General features: G+C 54.3%; 18 protein-coding genes. All 18 read right to left on the bottom strand.

Going from position 1 to position 23,529, the window contains the following annotated elements:
* Positions 1–2: 2 nt before the first annotated feature.
* The 18 genes from eno to uppS all read right to left on the bottom strand — a co-directional run bounded on the left by eno (position 3) and on the right by uppS (position 23,464).
* Positions 3–1,295 (bottom strand): phosphopyruvate hydratase, encoded by a 1,293-nt coding sequence (gene eno / locus Y017_RS01090; protein WP_035458326.1) that lies wholly within the window; start codon positions 1,293–1,295, stop codon positions 3–5.
* Positions 1,296–1,318: 23 nt separating this feature from the next.
* Positions 1,319–2,167, bottom strand: a complete 849-nt coding sequence (kdsA, locus tag Y017_RS01095; protein ID WP_035458328.1) for a 3-deoxy-8-phosphooctulonate synthase — start codon at positions 2,165–2,167, stop codon at positions 1,319–1,321.
* A 3-nt stretch (positions 2,168–2,170) separates the two neighbouring features.
* Positions 2,171–3,808: a CTP synthase gene (locus Y017_RS01100; protein ID WP_011588445.1), complete on the bottom strand. Its 1,638-nt coding sequence runs from the start codon at positions 3,806–3,808 to the stop codon at positions 2,171–2,173.
* Positions 3,809–4,140: 332 nt separating this feature from the next.
* Entirely contained in the window at positions 4,141–6,051 is a 1,911-nt protein-coding gene (locus tag Y017_RS01105; RefSeq protein ID WP_035458329.1) for an ATP-dependent DNA helicase RecQ, read from the bottom strand.
* A 164-nt stretch (positions 6,052–6,215) separates the two neighbouring features.
* Positions 6,216–7,517 (bottom strand): tRNA lysidine(34) synthetase TilS, encoded by a 1,302-nt coding sequence (tilS, locus tag Y017_RS01110; protein ID WP_035458330.1) that lies wholly within the window; start codon positions 7,515–7,517, stop codon positions 6,216–6,218.
* Positions 7,518–7,519: 2 nt separating this feature from the next.
* On the bottom strand, positions 7,520–8,491 hold the full coding sequence (locus tag Y017_RS01115; RefSeq protein WP_035458332.1) for an acetyl-CoA carboxylase carboxyltransferase subunit alpha: 972 nt from the start codon (positions 8,489–8,491) through the stop codon (positions 7,520–7,522).
* Positions 8,492–8,837: 346 nt separating this feature from the next.
* A complete protein-coding gene (gene dnaE / locus Y017_RS01120; RefSeq protein ID WP_011588441.1) occupies positions 8,838–12,338 on the bottom strand; it encodes a DNA polymerase III subunit alpha in 3,501 nt (1,166 codons plus the stop codon).
* Positions 12,335–12,997: a ribonuclease HII gene (rnhB, locus tag Y017_RS01125; RefSeq protein ID WP_011588440.1), complete on the bottom strand. Its 663-nt coding sequence runs from the start codon at positions 12,995–12,997 to the stop codon at positions 12,335–12,337. The genes dnaE and rnhB overlap by 4 nt, the downstream gene beginning before the upstream one ends.
* A complete protein-coding gene (gene lpxB / locus Y017_RS01130) occupies positions 12,997–14,148 on the bottom strand; it encodes a lipid-A-disaccharide synthase (RefSeq protein ID WP_011588439.1) in 1,152 nt (383 codons plus the stop codon). The genes rnhB and lpxB overlap by 1 nt, the downstream gene beginning before the upstream one ends.
* 1 nt (position 14,149) lies before the next feature.
* Positions 14,150–14,917: an acyl-ACP--UDP-N-acetylglucosamine O-acyltransferase gene (gene lpxA / locus Y017_RS01135; RefSeq protein ID WP_011588438.1), complete on the bottom strand. Its 768-nt coding sequence runs from the start codon at positions 14,915–14,917 to the stop codon at positions 14,150–14,152.
* 73 nt (positions 14,918–14,990) lie between these two features.
* The gene (gene fabZ / locus Y017_RS01140) at positions 14,991–15,431 is read right to left on the bottom strand and encodes a 3-hydroxyacyl-ACP dehydratase FabZ (RefSeq protein ID WP_231483326.1); all 441 of its coding nucleotides are present in this window, start codon (positions 15,429–15,431) and stop codon (positions 14,991–14,993) included.
* Positions 15,432–15,467: 36 nt separating this feature from the next.
* The gene (gene lpxD / locus Y017_RS01145; protein ID WP_035458336.1) at positions 15,468–16,478 is read right to left on the bottom strand and encodes a UDP-3-O-(3-hydroxymyristoyl)glucosamine N-acyltransferase; all 1,011 of its coding nucleotides are present in this window, start codon (positions 16,476–16,478) and stop codon (positions 15,468–15,470) included.
* Positions 16,478–16,975 carry an OmpH family outer membrane protein gene (locus Y017_RS01150; protein ID WP_011588435.1) on the bottom strand — a complete coding sequence of 166 codons (498 nt, stop codon included), beginning with the start codon at positions 16,973–16,975 and terminating at the stop codon, positions 16,478–16,480. The genes lpxD and Y017_RS01150 overlap by 1 nt, the downstream gene beginning before the upstream one ends.
* Positions 16,976–16,985: 10 nt before the next feature.
* Positions 16,986–19,349 carry an outer membrane protein assembly factor BamA gene (gene bamA, locus Y017_RS01155; protein ID WP_035458340.1) on the bottom strand — a complete coding sequence of 788 codons (2,364 nt, stop codon included), beginning with the start codon at positions 19,347–19,349 and terminating at the stop codon, positions 16,986–16,988.
* Positions 19,346–20,653: an RIP metalloprotease RseP gene (gene rseP / locus Y017_RS01160; protein WP_035458341.1), complete on the bottom strand. Its 1,308-nt coding sequence runs from the start codon at positions 20,651–20,653 to the stop codon at positions 19,346–19,348. Before rseP ends, bamA begins: the two co-directional genes overlap by 4 nt.
* A complete protein-coding gene (ispC, locus tag Y017_RS01165; protein WP_011588432.1) occupies positions 20,647–21,861 on the bottom strand; it encodes a 1-deoxy-D-xylulose-5-phosphate reductoisomerase in 1,215 nt (404 codons plus the stop codon). The genes rseP and ispC overlap by 7 nt, the downstream gene beginning before the upstream one ends.
* Positions 21,858–22,682, bottom strand: coding sequence for a phosphatidate cytidylyltransferase (locus Y017_RS01170; RefSeq protein WP_035458346.1), 825 nt, complete (start codon positions 22,680–22,682; stop codon positions 21,858–21,860). Before Y017_RS01170 ends, ispC begins: the two co-directional genes overlap by 4 nt.
* Positions 22,682–23,464 carry a polyprenyl diphosphate synthase gene (gene uppS, locus Y017_RS01175; RefSeq protein WP_011588430.1) on the bottom strand — a complete coding sequence of 261 codons (783 nt, stop codon included), beginning with the start codon at positions 23,462–23,464 and terminating at the stop codon, positions 22,682–22,684. Before uppS ends, Y017_RS01170 begins: the two co-directional genes overlap by 1 nt.
* Between the last annotated feature and the right edge of the window lie 65 nt (positions 23,465–23,529).

The raw sequence follows: 23,529 nt of genomic DNA on the forward strand, positions 1-23,529 counted from the left end.
ACTTAGCCGAGCAGCTTGAACTCTTTACGGCCATGGTACGCAGCACGCCCCAGCTCTTGTTCAATGCGAATCAAACGGTTGTACTTGGCCACTCGATCAGAACGGCACAAGGAGCCTGTCTTGATCTGCCCTGCAGCCGTAGCCACAGCCAAGTCCGCAATGGTGGTATCCGCAGTTTCACCACTGCGATGAGAAATGACCGCAGTGTAGCCGGCATCCTTGGCCATCTTGATGGCATCCAAGGTTTCGGTAAGAGAACCGATCTGGTTGAATTTGATAAGAATGGAGTTAGCCACTTTCTCGTCAATGCCACGCTGCAGAATACGGGTGTTGGTCACGAACAAATCATCACCGACCAACTGAACTTTTTTGCCCAGCTTTTCAGTGAGAATTTTCCAGCCATCCCAGTCAGACTCGTCCATGCCATCTTCAATGGAAATGATCGGATAGCGATCGCACAGCTCAGCCAGATAATCGGCAAACTCTTCAGAATTCATGCTGCGGTCTTCGCCCGCCAACACATACTTGCCATCCTTGTAGAATTCGCTGGCTGCACAGTCAAGCGCCAGAGTCACGTCATCACCGGCCTTATAGCCCGCGATTTCGATGGCTTCCATAATCGCTTCCAGCGCCGCTTCGTTACTCGGCAAATTAGGCGCAAAACCGCCTTCATCGCCTACCGCGGTATTCAGGCCACGCTTCTTAAGCACCCCTTTCAGGGCGTGAAAGATTTCTGCACCGTATCGGATCGCTTCGGCCACAGTGGGCGCGCCCACCGGCTGGATCATGAATTCCTGAATGTCCACATTGTTATCGGCATGCTCACCACCATTGATGATGTTCATCATGGGTACTGGCAGGGAGTATTCGTTGTCATCGTCTTGCAGGTCAGAGATGTACTCGTAGAGAGGCTTGCCCTGATCCACTGCCGCCGCCTTAGCCGCAGCCAAAGACACCGCCAGGATGGCATTGGCGCCCAGGTTACCCTTGTTCCCGGTACCATCGGCATCCAGCATGGCCTGGTCCAGCGCCTTTTGATCGGACACCTCCATGCCCACCAGCAGCTCACGAATAGCAGAGTTCACATTGCCTACCGCCTTGGTGACGCCCTTGCCCAGATAGCGGGACTTGTCACCGTCACGCAGTTCCAGCGCTTCGCGCGAACCGGTAGAGGCACCACTGGGTGCACAGGCACTGCCACTAGCGCCGGACTCGAGAATCACATCAGCTTCGATGGTCGGGTTGCCACGGGAATCCAGAATTTCGCGGGCCTTGATGTCAACGATCTTGGACATGTCGGTAAATCTCCAAACTCAAATCAGTTATTTTCGAAGGCAGGCAGTGCCTTTACGGTATTATCCAGGGTTTGCATCTGTGCGAGGAATGGCTCTAGGCGATCCAGTCGCAGGGCGCAGGGGCCATCGCATTTCGCGTTATCCGGGTCCGGGTGGGCTTCAAGGAACAGCCCGGCGATGCCCTGACTGATGCCAGCGCGGCCCAATTCAGCGACTTGGGCGCGGCGACCATCAGCACTGTCGGCCCTACCTCCCGGCTTCTGCAAGGCATGAGTCACATCGAAAAAGACCGGATAGTTAAACTGCTTCATGATGCCAAAGCCGAGCATGTCCACCACTAGGTTGTTGTACCCAAAGCTAGACCCACGCTCGCAAAGAATCAGCTGATCGTTTCCGGCATCCTCACACTTGTGCAAGATATGCGACATTTCGTGAGGTGCTAGGAACTGGGGTTTCTTGATGTTGATGATGGCGCCGGTCTTTGCCATAGCCACCACCAGATCCGTCTGCCGTGCCAAGAAGGCCGGCAACTGAATAATATCGACCACTTCTGCCACCGGCCCTGCTTGGCCAGGCTCGTGCACGTCGGTGATCAACGGGCAGTTAAACGTCTTCTTTACTTCCTCGAAGATTTTCAGCCCTTCTTCCATCCCCGGCCCACGGTAGGAACTAAGCGAAGACCGGTTGGCCTTGTCGAAACTGGCCTTGAATACCCAAGGCATGTTCAGCTTGCTGGTCGCCTCGGCATACGCCTCGGCCACCTGCATGGCCAGGTCCCGGGATTCCAACACATTCATGCCACCAAACAAGGCCATGGGCTTGTCATTGGCGAATTCCAGCCCATTTAGATGAATGGTCTTCTGGCTACTCACGGGTCACGTCTCCTTGTGGGCCTTTTGTTCCGCCAGGGCGGCGGCCACATAACCTTTGAACAAACCGTGACCGTCACGAGGGGTGGAAGTGAACTCAGGGTGGAACTGACAAGCCACAAACCACGGGTGGTCGCCCACTTCAATCACTTCCACAAGCTCACCATCCGCGGAACGGCCAACAATTTTCAAACCTGCCGCTTCCAACTGCGGCAAGTAGTTGTTATTCACCTCATAACGGTGGCGATGACGCTCTACGATATGCGTGCTGCCATAACACTCAGCAGCACGGCTATCAGCTTCAAGTACACACTCCTGACCACCCAAACGCATGGTACCACCCAGGTCAGAATCCGCCGAACGCAGTTCCTTCTGCCCGTCTTCGGTGATCCATTCGGTAATCAGGCCCACCACCGGGTCCGGGGTGTTTGGGTTAAGCTCAGATGAATGCGCTTTTTCAATCCCCGCCACATGGCGAGCATATTCAATCACCGCCAATTGCATACCAAGACAAATACCCAGATAGGGCACCTTATTCTCACGAGCATAACGGATCGCGGCAATCTTGCCTTCCGTACCCCGGTCGCCGAAACCACCGGGCACCAGAATCGCGTCGAGACTTTCCAGCACACCGGTGCCGTCGCGCTCGATATCTTCTGCATCCAGATAAAGGATATTGACCTTGGCACGGTTGCTGATACCTGCATGGATCAACGCTTCATTGAGCGATTTGTATGCATCAACCAGTTCAATGTACTTGCCGACCATGCCGACAGTGACTTCGTGCTCCGGGTTCAACTGAGCTTCCACCACACGGTCCCATTCACCGAGATCCGGTTCCGGCAGGTCCAGGCCGAATTTTTCCACCACGATGGCATCCAGGCCCTGCTCGTGCATACCCCGCGGCACCTGATAAATGGTCTTGCAGTCCGGTGAGGAAATCACCGCCCGCGCTTCCACATTGGTAAACAAGGCAATTTTTTCACGGGCACTCTGCGGAATCGGGTCATCCGCACGGCACACCAGAATATCCGGTTGCAGGCCGATGGAGCGTAGCTCTTTCACGGAGTGCTGGGTCGGCTTAGTCTTGATCTCGCCGGCGGTGGCGATATAAGGCACCAAGGTCAGATGCACCAGTAAGGACTGGCTAGAGCCCAATTCAACACGCATCTGACGGGCTGCTTCCAGGAAAGGCAGAGATTCAATATCGCCCGCGGTACCACCAATTTCTACGATAGCCACATCCGCATCACCGGCGCCTTCGCGAATCTTAAGTTTGATCTCATCGGTGATATGGGGAATGACTTGCACGGTGGCACCGAGGTATTCACCTCGACGCTCTTTATCCAGCACGTGCTGATACACACGACCAGTCGTAAAGCTGTTGCGGCGGTTCAAGCGAGTGCGAATAAAACGCTCGTAATGACCCAAATCCAGATCGGTTTCGGCGCCATCTTCAGTCACAAATACCTCACCATGCTGGTAAGGGCTCATGGTACCGGGATCCACATTAATATAAGGATCCATTTTAATCAGGGTCACGTTGAGACCGCGGGCTTCCAACAGGGTGGCCAGGGACGCAGAGGTAATCCCCTTCCCCAGAGACGACACCACACCGCCGGTGACAAAGATGAAACGAGACATGCACTCACCAGATCGCTAGTGGGTTAATAGCACCATCGTCAAAGTGTACCGACCCCCATAAAAAAAACACCCTGCACGTTACAGACGGGCAAGGAGTTTTCATGAATCGGGTTGGCCGGCGACGCAAGAGACGATTGAACACCTGAAAATTCAGGAGCTTGCGCTACATCAGGACGGGAGGAAATGTTAACAGAAGCCGCCCCTGTGCTCAATCGGAATCGCTCTTGGGAGCGGAAATAGTGAATGGCACCCGCCTGACGCCGGCATTGCGTTACAGCAACGATCACTGCACCGCTCCCACGGTAAAGTCAAAGGCTGCCCCCTGCCCCCCATTACGGCTCTAGCATCGCCCGACACGCGGCCAATACCTCGGCGAAGGGCACCTCCATCTGTGATCCGAACGACCGGTGCCGCGCCAGTCGAGCCCGACTGGCGCGGGGGCTACTAATGCCACAGAGAAAACGGGCCAGTTGGCGAGGGGTCGCCAGAGCCCCGTGCCTTTGCGCTATAACCGCCAGGATTACTGCCGAATCAGGAGCAGTCCGATGACGCTCAGGAAACCGCTGGTGTTCGCCTTTACAGGCACTGCACTGGCCGCAGGCTTGAGGCAACTGCTCACCGAAATAACCCACTAAGCCCCGCTGGTAACAATCGCTACTTTGCGCCCAATTACATACTTGCTGCAGCCGCTGGATGTCGCGCTGCTCACGAACACGAAACTGCTCTGCGATCTGTGCCGTCAACGCCTGCGGATCAGCTGGACGATTGACCATCCGGTAGCCCTGGCGCACCCCAGCCACACGCACCTCAACCATGCCCTGCTGCTCAAGATAGCCAATCGCCTTGAGAATTCGCACCCGATCGACCTGCAATTGGTCCGCCACGGCAATCGGTTTCAGAGTGAGCCAGATGCGCCCCTCTTTACCCGCAGCAAAGACCTGCCGCAAAAAATCCGCTCGCTCATGGTCGAACTGAGCCAACACCTCAGCTTGAGATATCTGAAATGCCAGCTTGTACTCCGTATAGAACGGCGCTGTCGAACGAATAATCCCGTCCAACTCCAGATAGGTCAGCAGGGTATTAATAACCAGAGGGCGGACATCAAACTGCCCAGACAATTCATGCACCGCAAGGTCGAACTGCGCCGGTTGATTCACCAGCCAGCCAATGAGCCCGGCTAGCGCTTCACTGTCTGGGGTATCGCCGTAACTGAAATTTTCCAGCACGGTCAGGTCGTCCGAACTGGCCAGCAGCACACATTGTGAAGGCTCGCCGTCTCGCCCTGCCCGGCCAATTTCCTGCATATAGTTTTCCAGGGACTTGGGCAGGTTGTAGTGATAGATACCCCGAATATCCGCCTTGTCGATACCCATCCCGAAAGCAATGGTGGCCACCACGATATTTACCTGCCCCGACATGAACGCTTCCTGAACGCGATGCCGCTCCTCACCTTTCAATCCCGCATGGTAAGCCTGTGCATTCAACCCCTGCTCGCTCAGCAAAGCCGCCACCTGCGTTGCCGTTTTCTGCAGAGTGACATAGACAATCGCCGGCTCCGAGGGACGAGCCTGTAACGCTTCCAGCAGTGCCCGACCTCGCTCTTCCACATTGTAGGGGCGGACACTCAACGCCAAATTGGGACGGAAAAACCCGGTTTGCACATGGTCGGCAGGGGCAATGGCAAAGCTGTCACAGATCTGCTGCGCCACTTGAGGCGTAGCGGTAGCCGTTAACGCCAGCACCCGCCCAACCTCCAGCTCTTTCGCCAACTGCGCCAACTTCAAATAATCCGGGCGAAAGTTATGCCCCCATTCAGACACACAATGGGCTTCATCCACGGCCATCATGCTGATCGATAGCCGTTTCAGCCGGGCTAGAAAGCGCTCATTGGCCAGGCGTTCCGGTGCCACGTAAAGCAACTTTATACTGCCGTCTTCCAAGCCTCGATAGATGGACTGCAGCTGCTCGGCATCCACGCTGGAATCCAACCGCGCCGCCGCAATACCTAAGCGGTGCAGTTGGTCGACCTGGTCTTTCATCAATGCAATCAGTGGAGACACCACCAACGTGACTCCGTCCAGCATCAACGCAGGTAATTGGTAGCACAGGCTCTTACCACCACCGGTGGGAAAGACTGCTAGCGCGGATCGCCCGGCCAGCAAGGCATTAATGACCCTCTCCTGGCCGGGGCGAAAACCCTGAAGCTTGAATGTCTGCTGCACGTGTTGCTGAAGGGTCAGCATGGTGCTTCCTTTATGCTGAGAGGCGTTTTTTGCAATAGAACCCTGAGCCGAATAGCGAATAAGTTTGTCTGAACCGCCAGCAGGAAACGAGGCTACCTGTCGTATTTCCCTGTGAGACAGAACGGACAATGAGCCGGTGCCACACAGGCAACCCGACAGGATTATTAGTCAGACGCAGAACCAGCCGGTAATAAATACCAGCGCTCAGCGCGCTCGAGCGCTTCGTCATCGGCCAGCCCCACCAGCGGCACACTCACCACCTCGCCATCTCGGCAAAGTAGCGGCCACTGCCGGCGTTGCCAAGGCGGCACGCCTGCCGCACGCCAGAGCTCTTTGATTTTCTGGCGCAAGCCATTGCGCCGCAGAGTCAGGGCACCGGTGAATGAGCGGAGTTGAATATCCCCAGCAGGTCGCAGCACCCATACTGCGCCTTCCACAGCGTGCTGTGTCCAACGCCAACGGGGCAAGTCCGGCGGTGCCTCGCCTTCAGGCCAGAGTATGTCACCTTGCCAGGGCTGGAAGGCTTCACGACGAGCAAAGTGTAGAGCTCCCTGATACACGCGAACCGCATATCCGCCCCACTCGACTCGGGCTTGGCTATCCTCTGCTGCCAGATGCAACACTCGAATCTGTTCAAGAACGGCAGCGCTGGGGGCGGAGGCCCGGTTTTTCTGCAGCCACCACCGCAGTACATTACGTTGGCGCGCCAAGGATAACTCCGCCAGGCGGTGCAGCGGCAGAACAGCCCCGGATACGCCTATGCTTGCGGCATCCTGGACCGCGACTTCTGTCAGCAATTGATTGGCCTCAGCCATGTGCTCTGCGGCCCGGGCAAGCGTGGCGTCAGCACCGGGCCAACGCTCGCGCAGTGCCGGAAGGATAGTATGGCGAAGATAATTACGTCGCAGGCTTTGGTCCTGGTTACTGGGGTCTTCCAACCAATTAAGCGATAACTCGGCCCCCCATTTTTCAAGAACATGCCGACCCAGGCCAAGTAACGGTCGCCAGAGCGTTACACCCTGTTGCTGGCTGTGCTGACCCATGGCTGACAGCCCCTGTACCCCCGCTCCCCGTAGCAACCGGAACAACACCGTTTCCGCTTGATCATTGCGATGGTGTGCCAGCACCAGCGTCGCGCCTTTGGCTCGAGCCAGTGGCAATAGCACTTGGTAGCGGGCGTCCCGAGCACCCGCTTCCAGCCCTTCAGCCATGCTCACGGTGACCGGTTCAATCGTCAGCGCAATACCATACTTATCCGCCAAGGCCCCACAGAAACGCGACCAAGCGCGACTATCCGCCTGCAGTTGATGATCGATATGGACAGCGCAAAGGCGCGGGGCTAAACCTGCTTGGACAAGCAGGTGGAGCAATAGAGAGGAATCAAGGCCACCGCTTAAGGCAAGCAACAGTGGCCCGTCTGGGGCCTGTTCAGCCAAGCGCTGGCTGAACCTAGCAGCATCAGACATGACTATTCGTCGGCGGGGTCGCTAACCACGTTGCCGTAACTCATCAAACGTTCGTAACGGCGGTTAATGAGGGCGTCAGTCTCCATGGAACCAAGCGATTCCAATTGTGTTGCCAATGCCTTGCGAATCGCATCGGCAGCTTGGTCATAATCCCGGTGAGCGCCTCCCAGAGGCTCCTTGATCACTTGGTCAACGATGCCGAGCTCATGTAATCGCCCGGCAGTTAGGCCCATGGCTTGCGCAGCTTCAGGGGCTTTATCCGCACTGCGCCAAAGAATGGAGGCGCACCCTTCTGGAGAAATAACCGAATAGGTAGAAAATTCCAGCATCTGTAAATGGTCACACACACCAATCGCCAGCGCTCCACCGGACCCCCCTTCACCAATAACAGTGGCGATAATGGGGGTTTTGAGCTGGGACATTACACGCAAATTACGGGCAATGGCTTCGGACTGACCGCGCTCTTCTGCATCAATCCCCGGAAACGCCCCAGGCGTATCAATGAACGTCAGCACCGGCAACTTGAACCGTTCAGCCATTTCCATCAATCGCAGCGCCTTACGGTAACCTTCCGGTTTCGGCATGCCGAAATTGCGACGAACCTTTTCTTTCACTTCGCGGCCTTTTTGATGGCCAATCACCATCACTGGCTGCCCGTTCAATCGGGTCATGCCCCCAATAATCGCAGGATCATCAGAAAAGGCACGGTCACCATGCAATTCATCAAAGTCGGTAAAGATCCGCTTGATGTAATCCAACATATAGGGGCGTTTAGGATGACGGGAAAGTTGGGAAATTTGCCAGGAGCTTAGCCCTCGGAAAATGCTCTCGGTAAGCGTGATGCTCTTTTCCTGCAACTTGGCCACTTCCTCGGAAATGTTTATATCACTGCCACTGCCCACCAAACGCAGTTCCTCGATTTTCGCTTCCAGGTCGGCAATCGGTTGTTCAAATTCGAGGAAATTGGGATTCATATTCTTTGCCTGTCCAAGATGTTATCAGCATGCGCCCGGGCCAGAATGGCCTCTCTATGGCGTTAATATGGCAGAAACGTCACGCTGGAGCGCCAAACGCAACCTGCCCATATAAAGAGAGCAACAAGTGTAGCCGCAACCCGATGACAAGGTCGAGACATGGCCGACATGGCTAGGTTGCAAACTGTTTCAATATAGAGGCGTGGGTACGCTCCAAGCGGCAATCCGGAAGCACAGCAAGATAAACCATGGGCCTGACCGCTCCGAGCGTGGCTGTTGAAGGCCACTGAATCACGCCACCCGCCAGTCACACCCCTTTTTCTCTGGTGCCGCGCGTTTTGTCGCCTTAGTACTCCATCCGTACTGCGTCTTCTCCAAAGCGGATTCGCAGCTCTTCCACAAGCGATTCGTGAGGGCTAATCTTCCATTCGTCACCCAGCCAAAAGCTCGCGGCGGCGATGCTGTGATCCAGATCCAGCAATACTGGCGTATTGCCCCCCTGATACGGCGACAGCATTTGCTGAAGCTGCTCGGGTAAGCCTTCCTCTATGGGAACCGCCACTCGCAGACGACGAGCAAATGCTTCCCGGGCTTGGCGCATATCCATGATTTCATCGGCTACTAGGTTAAAGCTGCCGGTGTACTCATCATTGCGCACCCCGCCCTTAAAGATCAGCAAAGTATCTTTCTGCACCAACTCGCCGTACTCAGCGAAGGTCTTACCGAATACAGACACTTCCACCCGTCCGGTTTTGTCATCCAGGGTGATAAATGCCATTCGTTCACCACTGCGTTTACTACGGGTAATACGCAGTGCCACGACCAATCCAGCCACAGTGGCCGCCTCCCCCTTGGCTGTGGGCTGCAGGGCGTTAATCCGGGCAGTAACGAACTGCTGAACTTCTTTTTCATACTGATCAATGGGGTGCCCAGTTAAAAACAAGCCGAGAGTATCTCGCTCACCGTTGAGGCGGGTCTCGTCATTCCAGGAACGAGCCGGCTTCCATTCCACGGCAGTGGCCGGACTGTCATCCATCGCCCCGAACATATCCATAATACCCGCGGCTTCGTTGCGGGCATCCTGGTCGGCCGCCGCAATCGCATCCGGCAAGGTGGCCAGCAATTGCGCCCTATCATGGAAGCTGCTGTTTAGACCCAGCTTATCCAGCACACCAGCGCGCACCATGGCCTCCAGAGAACGGCGATTGATTTTTTTCAGGTCAATACGGCGGCAAAAATCAAACAAATCCTTGAATTCACCACCCTCGGCCCGTGCAGTGACGATAGCTTCAATGGGCCCTTCACCCAGCCCCTTGATGGCGCCCAAACCATAAACGATGTCGCCTTCCGGGTTCACCGTAAAGCGGTAACCACAGGAATTCACATCCGGTGGCAGTACCTGCAAACCCATGGTTTTACATTCATCAATGAACGTCACCACCTTGTCGGTGTTCTGCATATCGGCAGAAATGGTGGCCGCCATAAACTCCGCAGGATAATGGACCTTTAGCCAGGCGGTTTGATACGCGACCAAGGCGTAAGCTGCAGAGTGGGATTTGTTGAAACCGTAGCCTGCGAATTTCTCCACCAAATCAAAGATTTTCATGGCCAGGCCCGCGTCTACCCCCTTTCCTTTTGCCCCTTCTTCAAAGATCGCCCGCTGCTTTTCCATCTCTTCAGGCTTCTTCTTACCCATAGCCCGGCGCAACATGTCCGCGCCACCCAGTGTATAACCGGCCAGCTCCTGGGCAATCTGCATCACCTGTTCCTGATACAGGATGACCCCGTAGGAAGGTTTTAAGATAGGCTCCAGCCACTCGTGTTGGTACTGAGGGTCCGGATAGGCCAAAGGTTCGCGACCGTGCTTACGGTTGACGAAATTATCCACCATGCCAGATTCCAGCGGCCCAGGACGATACAGAGCCACCAATGCGATAATGTCTTCAAAAACGTCAGGCTTGAGTTTTTTAATTAGCTCCTTCATGCCCTGACTTTCCAGCTGGAATACCGCGGTGGTATCGCCCCGCTTCAATAGGTCAAAACTGGGGCTGTCATCTAGCGGGATATGATCGATAACAAGATCGTCCAGCCCTTCGCGAGCACGCTTCACATTGGCCGCTTTGACGGCCCAGTCAATGATGGTCAGGGTTTTCAGGCCGAGAAAGTCAAATTTCACAAGGCCCGCGGATTCCACGTCATCTTTATCGTACTGCGTCACCAGGTTGGTGCCATCTTCTTCACAGTACAGCGGCGCAAAGTCAGTGAGCTTGCCCGGGGCGATCACTACCCCCCCTGCATGCTTACCCACGTTACGGGTCAAGCCTTCCAGCTTGAAAGCCATTTCCATGATTTCATTGGCGGCTTCTTTGTCGGAATTTTCATCGCTTTCCAGAAACTCGCGCAAAGTTTCTTCCTGCTCCAACGCCTTGCTCAAGGTCATCCCAGGCACCCCGGGAATCATCTTGGAAAGTCGATCCGCTAGCCCATAGGGCTTACCTTGCACCCGCGCCACATCGCGCACTACGGCCTTGGCAGCCATGGTACCGAATGTGATGATTTGGCTCACTGCATCACGGCCGTACTTATCCGCCACATAGTTGATTACACGGTCGCGCTTCTCCATGCAGAAGTCGACGTCAAAGTCAGGCATGGATACCCGTTCGGGGTTCAGGAACCGTTCGAACAGGAGGTCGTAACCAATGGGATCCAAATCGGTAATTTTTAAAGCATAGGCAACCAGTGAGCCTGCACCTGAACCCCGCCCCGGTCCCACCGGCACCTCGTTATCCTTAGCCCACTGGATAAAATCGGCAACGATTAGGAAGTAACCGGGAAATCCCATTTGGTTGATGATATCCAACTCAAATCGAAGCCGGTCATCGTAGTCTTTGCGCTTTAATGCATACTCAGGGTCATCGCTATCGAGCAAGACCTTAAGACGTTCCTCAAGACCATCGTGAGACACTTTCTCGAAATATTGCTCAATGGTCATGCCCTCCGGAATCGGGAAGTCCGGCAGGAAGTTTTCTCCTAAACGAATATCAAGCGTGCAGCGGCGAGCAATTTCCACCGTGTTCTCAAGCGCTTCGGGCAAATCAGAAAACAGCTGCGCCATTTCATCGGCAGATTTCAGGTACTGCTCTTCGGAATATTTTTTTGGCCGTCGCGGATCATCCAGAGTATTACCGTCATGGATGCAGACTCGAGATTCATGGGCTTCAAAGTCTTCGCGACGAAGAAAGCGAACATCGTTGGTGGCTACCACTGGCAAGCCAAGTTGTTCGGCCAAGGCAACGCTGGCATGCAAACAATCCTCATCACCCGGTCGAGAGGTTCGCTGCACTTCCAGATAGAAACGATCACCGTACGTTGACACAAGCCAACGAGCATACTGTTGCGCCTGTTCGTGTTTGCCTGCTAGCAATAACTGCCCTACTTCCCCTTGGCTCGCCGCTGACAGCACGATCAGGCCTTCATTCAGTTCTGCCAGCCACTCAGGTTTCACCAAAGCGCGCCCGCGATCCTGATTAGTCTGCCAAGCACGACTAATCAGTAAAGTCAGGTTCTGATAACCCACCTCATTAAGCACCAGAAACGACAGATAGGCGGGTTCGTCTATGTGCGTGCCCTGCACCCAGAGATCCGCCCCCATCAACGGTTTGATACCCGCATTCATGGCATTCTGATAGAACTTGATCAGGGCAAACAAATTCGAATCATCGGTGACTGCCACCGCAGGAATCTGCTCATTTACGCAGGTCTTGGTCAGTTCCTTAACCCGAACGATTCCATCAACCAGTGAATAATCGGTATGAAGGCGCAGGTGGACAAAACGGGGATCAGTCAAAACAGGTTCCCTTGTGCAATTGCAGCAGCCACCGGGCCAAAGGAGCGACGATGCTCGGCCAAGGCGCCATGCTGTTCTAGGGCCGCCATATGCACCGCAGTTGGGTAGCCTTTATGGCGGTCGAAGCCGTATTGGGGATAACGGGCATGCAAGGCATACATTTCGCGGTCCCGCGCCACTTTGGCAAGAATTGAGGCAGCAGAGATAGCCGGTACACGCCCATCCCCTTTTACTACCGCCTGCGCCGGACACTGCAACGCCGGTACTCGATTACCATCAATCAGTACAGCATGCGCCTCCACAGGCAGCGCTGCCACTGCCCGCTGCATGGCCAGCATGGTGGCATGCAGAATGTTCAGTTGGTCAATTTCATCCGACTCTGCTCGCCCCAACGCCCAGCCAAGCGCGTGAGACTTAATCTCAGACTCCAGCGCCAGACGTTTCTTTTCACTGATTTTTTTGGAATCAGCCAAGCCGACGATCGGGTACTTTGGGTCCAATATCACTGCCGCGGTGACTACCGCACCCACTAACGGGCCTCGACCCACTTCGTCGACACCCGCCACCAGCATGCCCGGCTGCCAAAAAAAATCAGAAGGAATAAACGGATCAGCTAGGCCATACTCAGCAAACGGGTCGCAGGGTTGCGTATCTGCCATCAAGCCTCCAACAAACGAGCAACGGCCGCCGCCGCCTTCTCACTGGCACCGCCACGAAGTTGTTGATGCACGCTCTGAAACTGTATTTTTAGTGCCTGGGCCTGCTCAGGCTGATCAAACCAACGGCGCACAGCAGCAACAATCGCTTCCGTGGTCAGCTGGCTCTGAAGCAGCTCAGGGACCATTTCCTGCCGACACAATAAATTGGGCAAGGAAAAAAATTCACTTTTTATCAGACGACTAACAATGGCGTAAGTCACTGCCCCAACCCGATAGCCTACCACCATCGGTTTGTTCAGCAACAAGCCTTCCAGCGTGGCTGTACCTGAAGCCATTAGCACCACATCCGCCGCCGCCATCACCGTCCGGCTCTGTCCATCGATCAATGACACGGGCAAATTAGGCTGCGTATTCAGCAACGTCTGTATTTGTTCACGGCGGGCCGCGTTAGCAGCCGGAATCACATACTGCAGCGTGGGATCCTGGTGATTCAGCGCCACCATAGCGTCCAGGAAAGCGGGCATCAATTGCCCCACTTCACCTCCTCGGCTTCCTGGTAGTACTGCCAAAATACGAGCATCGCGGTCCAGCGCCAGAGCCTTGCGGGCCCCAGCCACATCCGTTTCCAGCGGGATACGATCGGCCAACGGGTGACCGACAAAAGCCACCGGCACGTCATGCTCCTCATAGAAACGCGCTTCGAACGGCAAAAGCGTTAGCATCAGATCAATACTTTTCTTTATGCCTTTAATGCGACCCTGGCGCCAAGCCCACACGGAGGGACTCACATAATGAACGGTTTTCAAGCCTCGATCATGAAGACGACGCGCAATTGGCAGGGTGAAATCTGGAGAGTCGATACCAACGACCACGTCCGGCCGCTGCTCAAGCAGAAAGCGGACCAGAGATTTGCGCAGACGTAATAATTCAGGAAGGTGTGATAGCACCTCGGTGATTCCCATCACCGACAATTTTTCCATGGGGAACAGGCTAGTCAAACCAGCCTGTGCCATCTCCTCGCCACCCACACCAATAAAACGAGCGCCAGGATAACGATTTTCAAGGGCCTGCATGAGGCCTGCCCCTAAAATATCCCCGGAAGCTTCCCCGGCAATCAGCGCGACAAGCGGAGCATCCTTACGCTGTGTCATATCAGCGCGTGATGCCGCGCTCGGAAGACTTTAGAGAATCGATAAAAATCTGTAGCGCATCCGACGGCTCCATGGACTCTAATTCCAGCAACGCCTGCTCCAATGTCAGCCCCTGGCGGTAGACCAGCTTGTAAGCCTTGCGCAAGCTGCTAACCACATCTTTAGACCAACCACGACGACGCATACCCTCAAAGTTCATGCTGCGGGCGCCGGCAGGATTACCAGATACCATCACATAGGCAGGAATATCTTTGAGCACGAGAGAACAGCCCGACGTCATCGCGTAAGAACCAATCTTGCAGAACTGGTGCACCCCTGTCATGCCGCCCAGAATCACACCATTGCCGACATGGGCGTGGCCCGCTACAGACGCATTATTGGCAAAGATACAGTCATCGCCAATGATACAATCATGGGCCACGTGCACATAAGCCATCAAGAGATTACGGTCACCGATTTTAGTCAGAGAGTTATCCTGAATGGTACCCCGGTGAATGGTGACCGATTCACGAATAACGTTATCGTCTCCGATTTCCAGCCGGGTTGGCTCTCCCTTATATTTTTTATCTTGGCAGTCTTCGCCCACGGACGCGAACTGAAAAATATGGTTGTTACGACCAATAGTTGTGGGGCCGTTGATGACCACATGAGAGGCCACCACGGTGCCCGCTCCAATTTCCACATTGGGGCCAATCACGGAATACGGGCCCACCCGCACATCATCTGCAAGCTCCGCGGCCGGATCAATAAGGGCGGTCGGATGAATCATGGACTAGTCACTTTTATTTTGGTGGTGAAGGCAAGCAAGTATACGCCAGCTCCGCGCTGGCGTACGGTATGGACTAGACTTTCTGTTCAGCCACGAGCATTTCTGCACTGGCCACAGTTTTACCGTCTACCTGCGCTTCACAGGTGAATTTTATAATATTACGTTTAATCACCACATACTCGGCGAACAAATGCAGAGTATCTCCCGGCACTACCTGGCGCTTAAAGCGTGCCTTGTCGGTACCCACAAGTAGATAGATATAACCATCGGAGGGCTTTTTATTCTCCGTCACGAACCCCAAAATACCTGCAGCCTGCGCCATGGCTTCGATGATCAACACACCGGGCATGATAGGCTCTTCAGGAAAATGGCCATTAAAAAATGGCTCGTTGATCGTCACGTTTTTTAACGCTTCGATACGTTTTCCGGGCTCAATATTTAGCACCCGGTCAATTAACAGAAAGGGGTAACGATGGGGCAGATATTCCCTGACCTCTTTAATGTCCATCATCATGTGTTCCAAACAGGCAAGTACCGCAACATGCGGAAATTAGTCGCTTAAACGCTCGAGCTTGCGTACACGGCGGGCCAAATCATCCAGATTTCGGAAACGCGCCACATTCCTGCGATAGCGAGATTGGCTATCCACAGGCAGAGCAGAACCGTATGTACCCGGTTCTTTGATAGAGCTGGAGACCAAGGACATGGCCAGAATTTGCACCTTGTCACATACTTCGATGTGGCCAGCTATACCAGCGGCCCCACCTATCAGGCAGAAAGAACCTATTTTGGCTGAGCCCGCAATACCCGCTTTCCCAGCGATAGCCGTGTGATCACCGATGACAACGTTATGGGCCACCTGGATCTGATTATCCAGAATCACACCGTCACCAATGATGGTATCTTCAATGGCACCACGATCAACTGTCGTGCCAGCACCGATTTCCACATCTGCACCGATGGTAACGCCACCGACTTGATGAAGTTTGGTCCAACCGGCGCCATTGAAGGCGAAGCCAAAACCATCACCACCGATTACGCAATTGGCGTGTATAGTAGTGCGTGGACCCAGTGTCACACCATGGTAAATTGTAACATTTGGCCAAATTCGACACTGATCACCGATATGAGAGCCGGCACCAACCACGCTGTTGGCCATGATTACGGCGCCCTCTCCCACTATCACACCCGCTTCCACCACCGCATTCGGGCCAATGGACGCAGAGGTGTGAATCTGTGCCGTCGCATCCACAACCGCAGCAGGATGCACACCCGGCTGCACTTGCGGTGCCACTTCAAAAAACGCACTGGCTTTGGCAAAAGACAAGTATGGGTCTTTAACAATCAATGCCGGCACCGGACAAAATTCCCGCTGGGACTCAGGAATTAGCACCGCACCCGCATTAGTCTGTTCCAAGAATGACCGATAACGGGGGTTGGCAAGAAAAGTCAGTTGGCTTGGCCCTGCGGACTGGATTGTTCCCAAACCGTCCACAACATGGCTGGCCTCACCGATCAACTCCGCATCCAGTTTTTTTGCTAACTCACCGAGAGTCAACATTATTTCATACTGTTCAGTTGCTTGCCCACCGCTTCAGTAATATCTAGATCCGGCTTGGTGTACATCACAGCTTGGGCATTGAGCACTACATCCAGCTTTTCACGTTTAGCCACAGACTCTATGGCCTTTTTAAGCTTAGGCTGCATTTCTGACAGAATTTCGCGTTGTGCTTCGCTAGCACGCTTTTGCAGTTTGCGTTGCAGGCTTTGAATTTCGAGCATTTTCTGCTGACCCTGAGTCTTCAGCGTATCTTGTTCATCCGCGGACATGGTCATGGCTTCTTTTTGCAGTTTTTGTTGCAGCTTCCCCACATCGTTTTGCAAGCGATTGAGCTTTTGCTCGTCCCCAGACAGCTCATTCTCCAGTGAGGACATTCTCGTCTTCACATTATTTGACGATTGTAACGCAGCAATCGGGTCAAGAACCCCAACAGAAGCCTCAGCCATAGCCAGTGAGGGCAAAAACAGTGCCAATGCTACCAGTGTTTTTTTCACCATTATTAAACTCCTAAAAAGTCTGACCCAAAGAAAATTGGAATACTTCCGTGTCATCGCCAGGCTGGTCATCCAGCGCTTTCGCCAAGTTGAAGCTAAGCGGGCCAATAGCCGTCAACCACGTCAATCCGAGACCGACGGAACTCCGGATATCCTGCGATTCAAAATCTTCAAAAATATCGGCCCGCTCGGTTTCATATACGGTCCCAGCATCCACGAACAGGAAGGTCCTCACGCTTCGCGACTCCCCTGCGAAGGGCGTCGGGAAAATCAACTCCATGCTGGCTTCGGTAAGAAAGTTGCCGCCAATCGGATCCGGATTAGGGTCCGTGGTGCCACTTTTATAATAACTCAACGCCTCGGAACGAGGTCCCAGGGACCGAGACTCATAACCCCGCACCGAACCAATACCGCCGGAATAGTAGTTCTCGAAGAACGGCAACGCAATGTCGTCACCATAGCCATCACCGTAGGCCAAGTCGGCACGAGTGCGCAGGGTCCACCGCTGGGTAATGGGAAAATATTTCTGCCCGTTCCAATTAACCTTGTAAAAACTATAATCGGAAACCGGAGCCGCCACCTCAACACCAATGCTACTAGACCAGCCGCGATCAGGAAGAATACCTCGGTTCAGGGTGCTAGTTTGCAAGGACACGTTGGCTTTATATTCGTTGAACTCGTCGCCTTTCTCCATCAGGAATCGATCAATATCCACGGCGACATAATCGCCGGTGCTAATATTCGTTTTCTCGTAGGTAGCGCCAAAGTTCAAGCGTGAATACTCCGATATCGGATAACCGAATGTCACCGACCAGCCCAAACGGTCTGCCGCATAAGAAGCCACTGAGGTTTCATCAAAGTCAATCTTTGAGTAAAACATGCTAAAACCACGGCTTACCCCATCCAACGTATAGTACGGGTTGTAATGGGAAAAACTGTACGAATCGCGAATATCGGAACGACTCAACGCAAATGACACCCGGTTACCGCTGCCGCGCCAGTTATTTTGGGTTACGTTGGCGCCGAAGATAAACCCAGAGGCATCGGAGAAGCCCACATTGGCGCCAATAGAACCCGAAGGCTGCTCTTGTACGCTGTAATTCACATCAACCAGGTCATCGGAATTAGGCACCCGCGGAGTATCAGTTTCAACTACGCTGAAATAGCCCAAACGCTGCAAACGTTGGCGGGATAAGTCCACCAGAGAGGTGTTCGCCGGCGCCTGTTCGAACTGACGCAACTCACGGCGTAACACTTCATCGGAAGTTTTGGTATTACCACTGAAATTGATGCGGCGGACATAAACTTTACGGCCTGGGTCCACGTAAAACGTCACATCTACCGTGTGGTCTTTGTCATTGGCATTGTGCTCTCGGCCATTCACCTCAGCAAACGTGTAGCCTTCATTACCCAAGCGGCGCTTGATTAAATCGTTGGTATAGGTCACTAACTGTTGACTGAACACCTGCCCTTTCTTGACGATTAATAGCGGCTTCAGCTGGTTTTCATTCACCACTAAGTCGCCAGCCAACTTCACCTCGTTGACCGTGTATTGCTCACCTTCCGCCACGTTGACGGTAATGAAAACACTACGGCGATCAGGTGTCACCGACACCTGTGTCGATTCAATGGAGAAATTAATGTAACCACGGTCTAGATAATAGGAACGCAGACGCTCTAAATCGCCGCCCAACTTTTCCCGGGAGTATTTGTCATCGCCCTTGATGAAAGACCAGAATCCCGAGGAGTGCAGCTCGAAACTGTCAAGCAATACCTCATCATCAAACAACTCGTTGCCCACGATGTTGATATTACGAATACGTGCAGCTTTGCCTTCGTAAATTTCGATCTTCAAAGCTACACGGTTACGGGGCAACGCCACAAACTCGGTCTTGATATCCGCGCCGTAACGGCCCTGACTGACATACTGGCGTTCCAGTTCGCCGGCAATGGCCTCCAGGGTAGAGCGCTGGAACACTTCACCTTCCGCCAAACCGGCTTCGGTCAATCCCTTGCGCAGATTCTCTTCGTCAATGGATTTGTTACCGGATAGTTCGATACGCGCAATACTCGGGCGTTCGGCAACAATTACCACCAGATCATCACCATCGCGACCCAGTTGTACATCTTCAAAATTGCCAGAGGCAAACAGACGTTGCACCGCGTCAACAACCTGATCACGAGTCACAGTGTCGCCAGCCTGAATCGGCAACGAAGCATAGACCCGTTCCACGGGCAAGCGCTGGAGGCCTTCCACCCGTATGTCATGAACCTTGAACGGTAGTTGTGTGTCCCCATTTAGCAGTGGAGCTGCCAACAGGCAAAAAACCACTAGCGAGCCTTTCAGGAGGCGGCTTAGAATGTCCCCAAATTTCATGAAAACTGCTTCACCAAGTCGTTGTAAATGGCCAATAACATGAAGCTGACCACGAGCGTCAGCCCAGCACCTTGTGCGGCCATCAAGAACCGCTCCGGTAAACTGCGACCGCGAATCATTTCAATGATTCCAAAGAAAATCCAGCCGCCATCAAGCATTGGTACAGGAAGAAGGTTAATTACCCCCAGCGTAATACTGAGGTAAGCCAGCAAAGCCAAGAAACTGGCTAGGCCCATAGAGGCACTTTCACCGGCCACTTGGGCGATGGTAATAGGCCCACCCAAATTATCCAGAGAGAGTTTACCGGTAATCAGCTTTACCAAGCTGGCGCCCACCACTTGGACCTGCTCGACAAAACGCCCACCGGCAGCCCCGACGGCACTGAACACACCGAACTCTTGTTGATAAACACCGCCCAGGCCGACACCAATGCGGCCAAAGGTCTCACCATTTTCGGTCAGCGTGGCCGGGACAATTTGAAGCGTCTCCTTACGGGTTCCTCTCAGCAGCTCCACCGTCAGGGGTTCTCCTGGTGCTGCCATGATACTTTCCTGCCACTGGTGCCAGCTGAAAACGGGCTCACCATTCAACGTCAACACCTGATCGCCGCCAGTCAGCCCCGCCTGCTGCGCCGGGCTGTCGGCCTGAACATCGCCAATCACCACCGCCTGGTTCAGCCCCAAGGCCTCCAGCGGCGGCATGTCCAGATCCGCAGACCATGGCGAAGTATCCAGCTCACGGATCGCGGACCCGCCACCCACTTGCTGCACCGTGATCGACAAGGTATCCGGCTCACCCAAATGCAAAATCAATTCGTTATAAAACGCCCGCCAGCCTTCAAGTTCAGTGTCACCCACCGCCACGATGCGATCACCGGGTAAAAAACCCGCCTGCTCGGCCACGGAATCTGGGGTTACTGGGCCGACAACAGCCTCCAACCCGCGCTGGCCATAGCCAAACATCAACACCCAGTAAATAAATATGGCGAGAATAAAGTTAAACACCGGCCCGGCAGCGTAGGTAATCACCCGCTGCCAAGCGGGTTTACTAGAAAACTCGCCAGGCGCTCCCTGTGCCGTTTCATCTTCGCGCACATCCAGCGGCTTCACATAGCCGCCAAGAGGAATCGCGCTGATCACCCACTCAGTGCCTTTTTGATCGGTGAAACGCAGAATTTTCGGGCCAAATCCCACAGAAAAGGTCAGAACACGAACACCGAAAGCGCGCATGGCAAGAAAGTGGCCCCACTCGTGGAAGGCCACAATGATCACGATGGTGACGACGAATGCCAATAACGTCAGCATCCACGCTCCTTAATCCAGTGACAGGCAAGCTGTCGCGCCTGGCGGTCAATTTCCATAACCGCATCCACATCACAGCAGGCTGGCGCATCCTGTTTATCAAGAGTTCGCGCTACCACATCCGCAATGCCCATAAAATCGAGCCGGCCGTCAAGAAAAGCCGCAACCGCTTCTTCATTCGCTGCGTTTAACACCGCCGTGGCCGTTCCACCTGCGGCCATGGCATCACGGGCCAAGCCCAAGCATGGAAACCTCTCAAGATCCGGCAATTCAAAATTCAGCCCGATCAGCGTTGAAAAGTCCAACCGCTGGGCACCGGACTCCACTCGCTCGGGCCAAGACAAGCCACAGGCAATGGGAGTACGCATATCAGGTGTCCCCATCTGGGCCAATACCGAGCCATCCCGGTAAGCGACCATAGAGTGGATCACACTCTGTGGATGCACCACCACATCCACCATGGCAGGGGGAACATCAAACAGCCAGCAAGCCTCAATAAACTCCAGCCCCTTATTCATCAGCGTGGCGGAGTCCACCGAAATCTTGGGGCCCATATCCCAGTTGGGGTGTTTTATTGCCTGCTCCGGCGTAACCGCTTTCAGCTGCTCAGCGCTGAACTCGCGGAACGGGCCACCCGATGCCGTCAACAATAAACGTTCAACTCCTGCATTTACCCCTTCCGTGGGCAGGCACTGGAAAATCGCGTTGTGTTCGGAATCCAGTGGCAACAATGTTGCACCATAGCGCTTCACTGCATCCATAAACAGGGAACCGGTGACCACCAGAGCTTCTTTGTTGGCCAGCAGTACTCGCTTCCCTGCCTCCACAGCCGCCAAAGTGGGACGCACACCCGCGGCACCCACAATACCCGCCACCACGGTATCAACATCCGGATGAGCCGCCAGCTCAGCCAAGGCCTCTGGGCCTGATAAAACCTCTACTTGTGACCCAAGGCCAGCAAGATGGTTCCGAAGGGACGTTGCCGAGGTGGCATCAGCCATGGCTGCATAGCGAGGCTGCACCGTTTCGCAAAGCCGTGCCATAGCCTGCCATTGCGTGCCAGCGGTAACCGCAAAAACCTCATAACGCTCCGGGTGGCGAACCAGCACATCCAGAGTTTGTTGCCCAATACTTCCCGTGGCGCCCAGCAAGGTGAGACGCTGTCTGCCAGTAGCAACGGCCGAAATGGAAGGTTTCTCAGAGGGTGTCACAAACTCCCTCCAGGCAGGGCGAACCAGTTAAACCCAGCCAAAGCAATTGGCATGGCTGCAGTGACACTGTCAATGCGGTCGAGCATGCCGCCATGACCTGGAAGAATGGTGCCGCTATCTTTGAAACCACGCTCACGCTTGACCATGCTTTCAAACAGATCACCTAGTGCAGAGGCCAATACCGTAAATAGGGCAACCAGCATCAAAGACCACAATTGTGCCTCCAGCAGGCCAGCAGCGTAGACACCCGCCACCACCGCCAGGGCCAGAGCAACCCCGCCCAGCAAACCTTCAATGGTCTTGCCTGGGCTTACCAGCGGTGCCAGTTTATGTTTTCCAAACGCTCGGCCAGCAAAATAGGCCCCTGTGTCCGCCGCCCACACCCATAATAGGATGAACATTAAAGCCCAGGGCCCAACTAACCCAAGGGCCCCGTTACTTTGCAACTGTACAATGGCCCCCCATGAGGGCACCAGCAGCAGCAAGCCAACCAACGCCATAAGCATCGGTCGGTACCAAACACGAGCATTACCGGGATACCCCAGCACCAGCACCAGCGCCAGCAACCACCAAACCGGAATTGCATTGAGTAACCATGCTGGCTGAAAATATTCAGCGGCCACCATTACCAAGGTCAATATTGCAACCCATACAAGACGCATCGCCATGCTGACGTTGCCCATCATGGCTGACCACTCCCAGCCCGCCAGAACAAAAAAAACGCCAGCCACAATGGCAAACATCTGACGGTCTAATCCAAATACTGCGCCCAACACAATCGGCAACAGCACCAGCGCGGTAATCACGCGCAGTTTTAGCATTATTGTTCTCCATTCAAGCTGGCCACTTCTTCACCAGAACGACCAAAACGCCGTTGGCGACCAGCATAATCCTGTAGCGCTGCATCAAAGGCATCAGCATCAAAATCAGGCCATAGCAACGGCGAAAAAAACAGCTCGCTGTAGGCCAATTGCCATAACAAAAAGTTACTTATTCTTTGGTCGCCACCGGTGCGAATGAGCAAATCCGGGGGTGGCAGGTCGGCCATGGACAGATAGGGTGCCATCGCCCCGGCATCTATCTGGTCTACCTCCATCTCACCTTCTGCCACTTTTGCAGCCAACTGGCGGGCCGCATGGGCAATGTCCCACTGCCCGCCGTAATTCACAGCAATAACCACCGTCATCCTGGTGTTATTGCCGGTCAGGACTTCCGCTTGTGTCATGCCATCCTGAAGACCTTGCGAAAACGCACCGCGATCGCCAATAAAGCGAATACGAACCTCGTGACTGTGAAGCTCTTCAACACGGCCAGCCAGCGCCTTCAAGAACAGCGCCATCAGGTGGTCCACTTCCGCCTGCGGTCGACGCCAGTTTTCCGAGCTAAAAGCAAACAGTGTTAGTGCCTCGAGACCGCGCTGCGCTGCCTGACGAATAATCGCCTGAACCGTAGCTTCTCCCGCTCGATGCCCCTCCTCACCCGGAACACCATGCTTGCGTGCCCAGCGGTTATTGCCGTCCATGATGATGGCTACATGACGGGGCACAACACCTTGATAGGAATCGATATCTGGGGCACTGGAATGAGGCTGATTGTCGGCCATACTGCATCCGCCAAGAATAGAAACGGGCTGACCTGCAGCCCGAGATGTCTTTCGATCACCGCTCG

The sequence above is a fragment of the Alcanivorax sp. 97CO-5 genome (genome assembly GCF_000524665.1).
Classification (GTDB): Bacteria; Pseudomonadota; Gammaproteobacteria; order Pseudomonadales; family Alcanivoracaceae; genus Alcanivorax; species Alcanivorax borkumensis.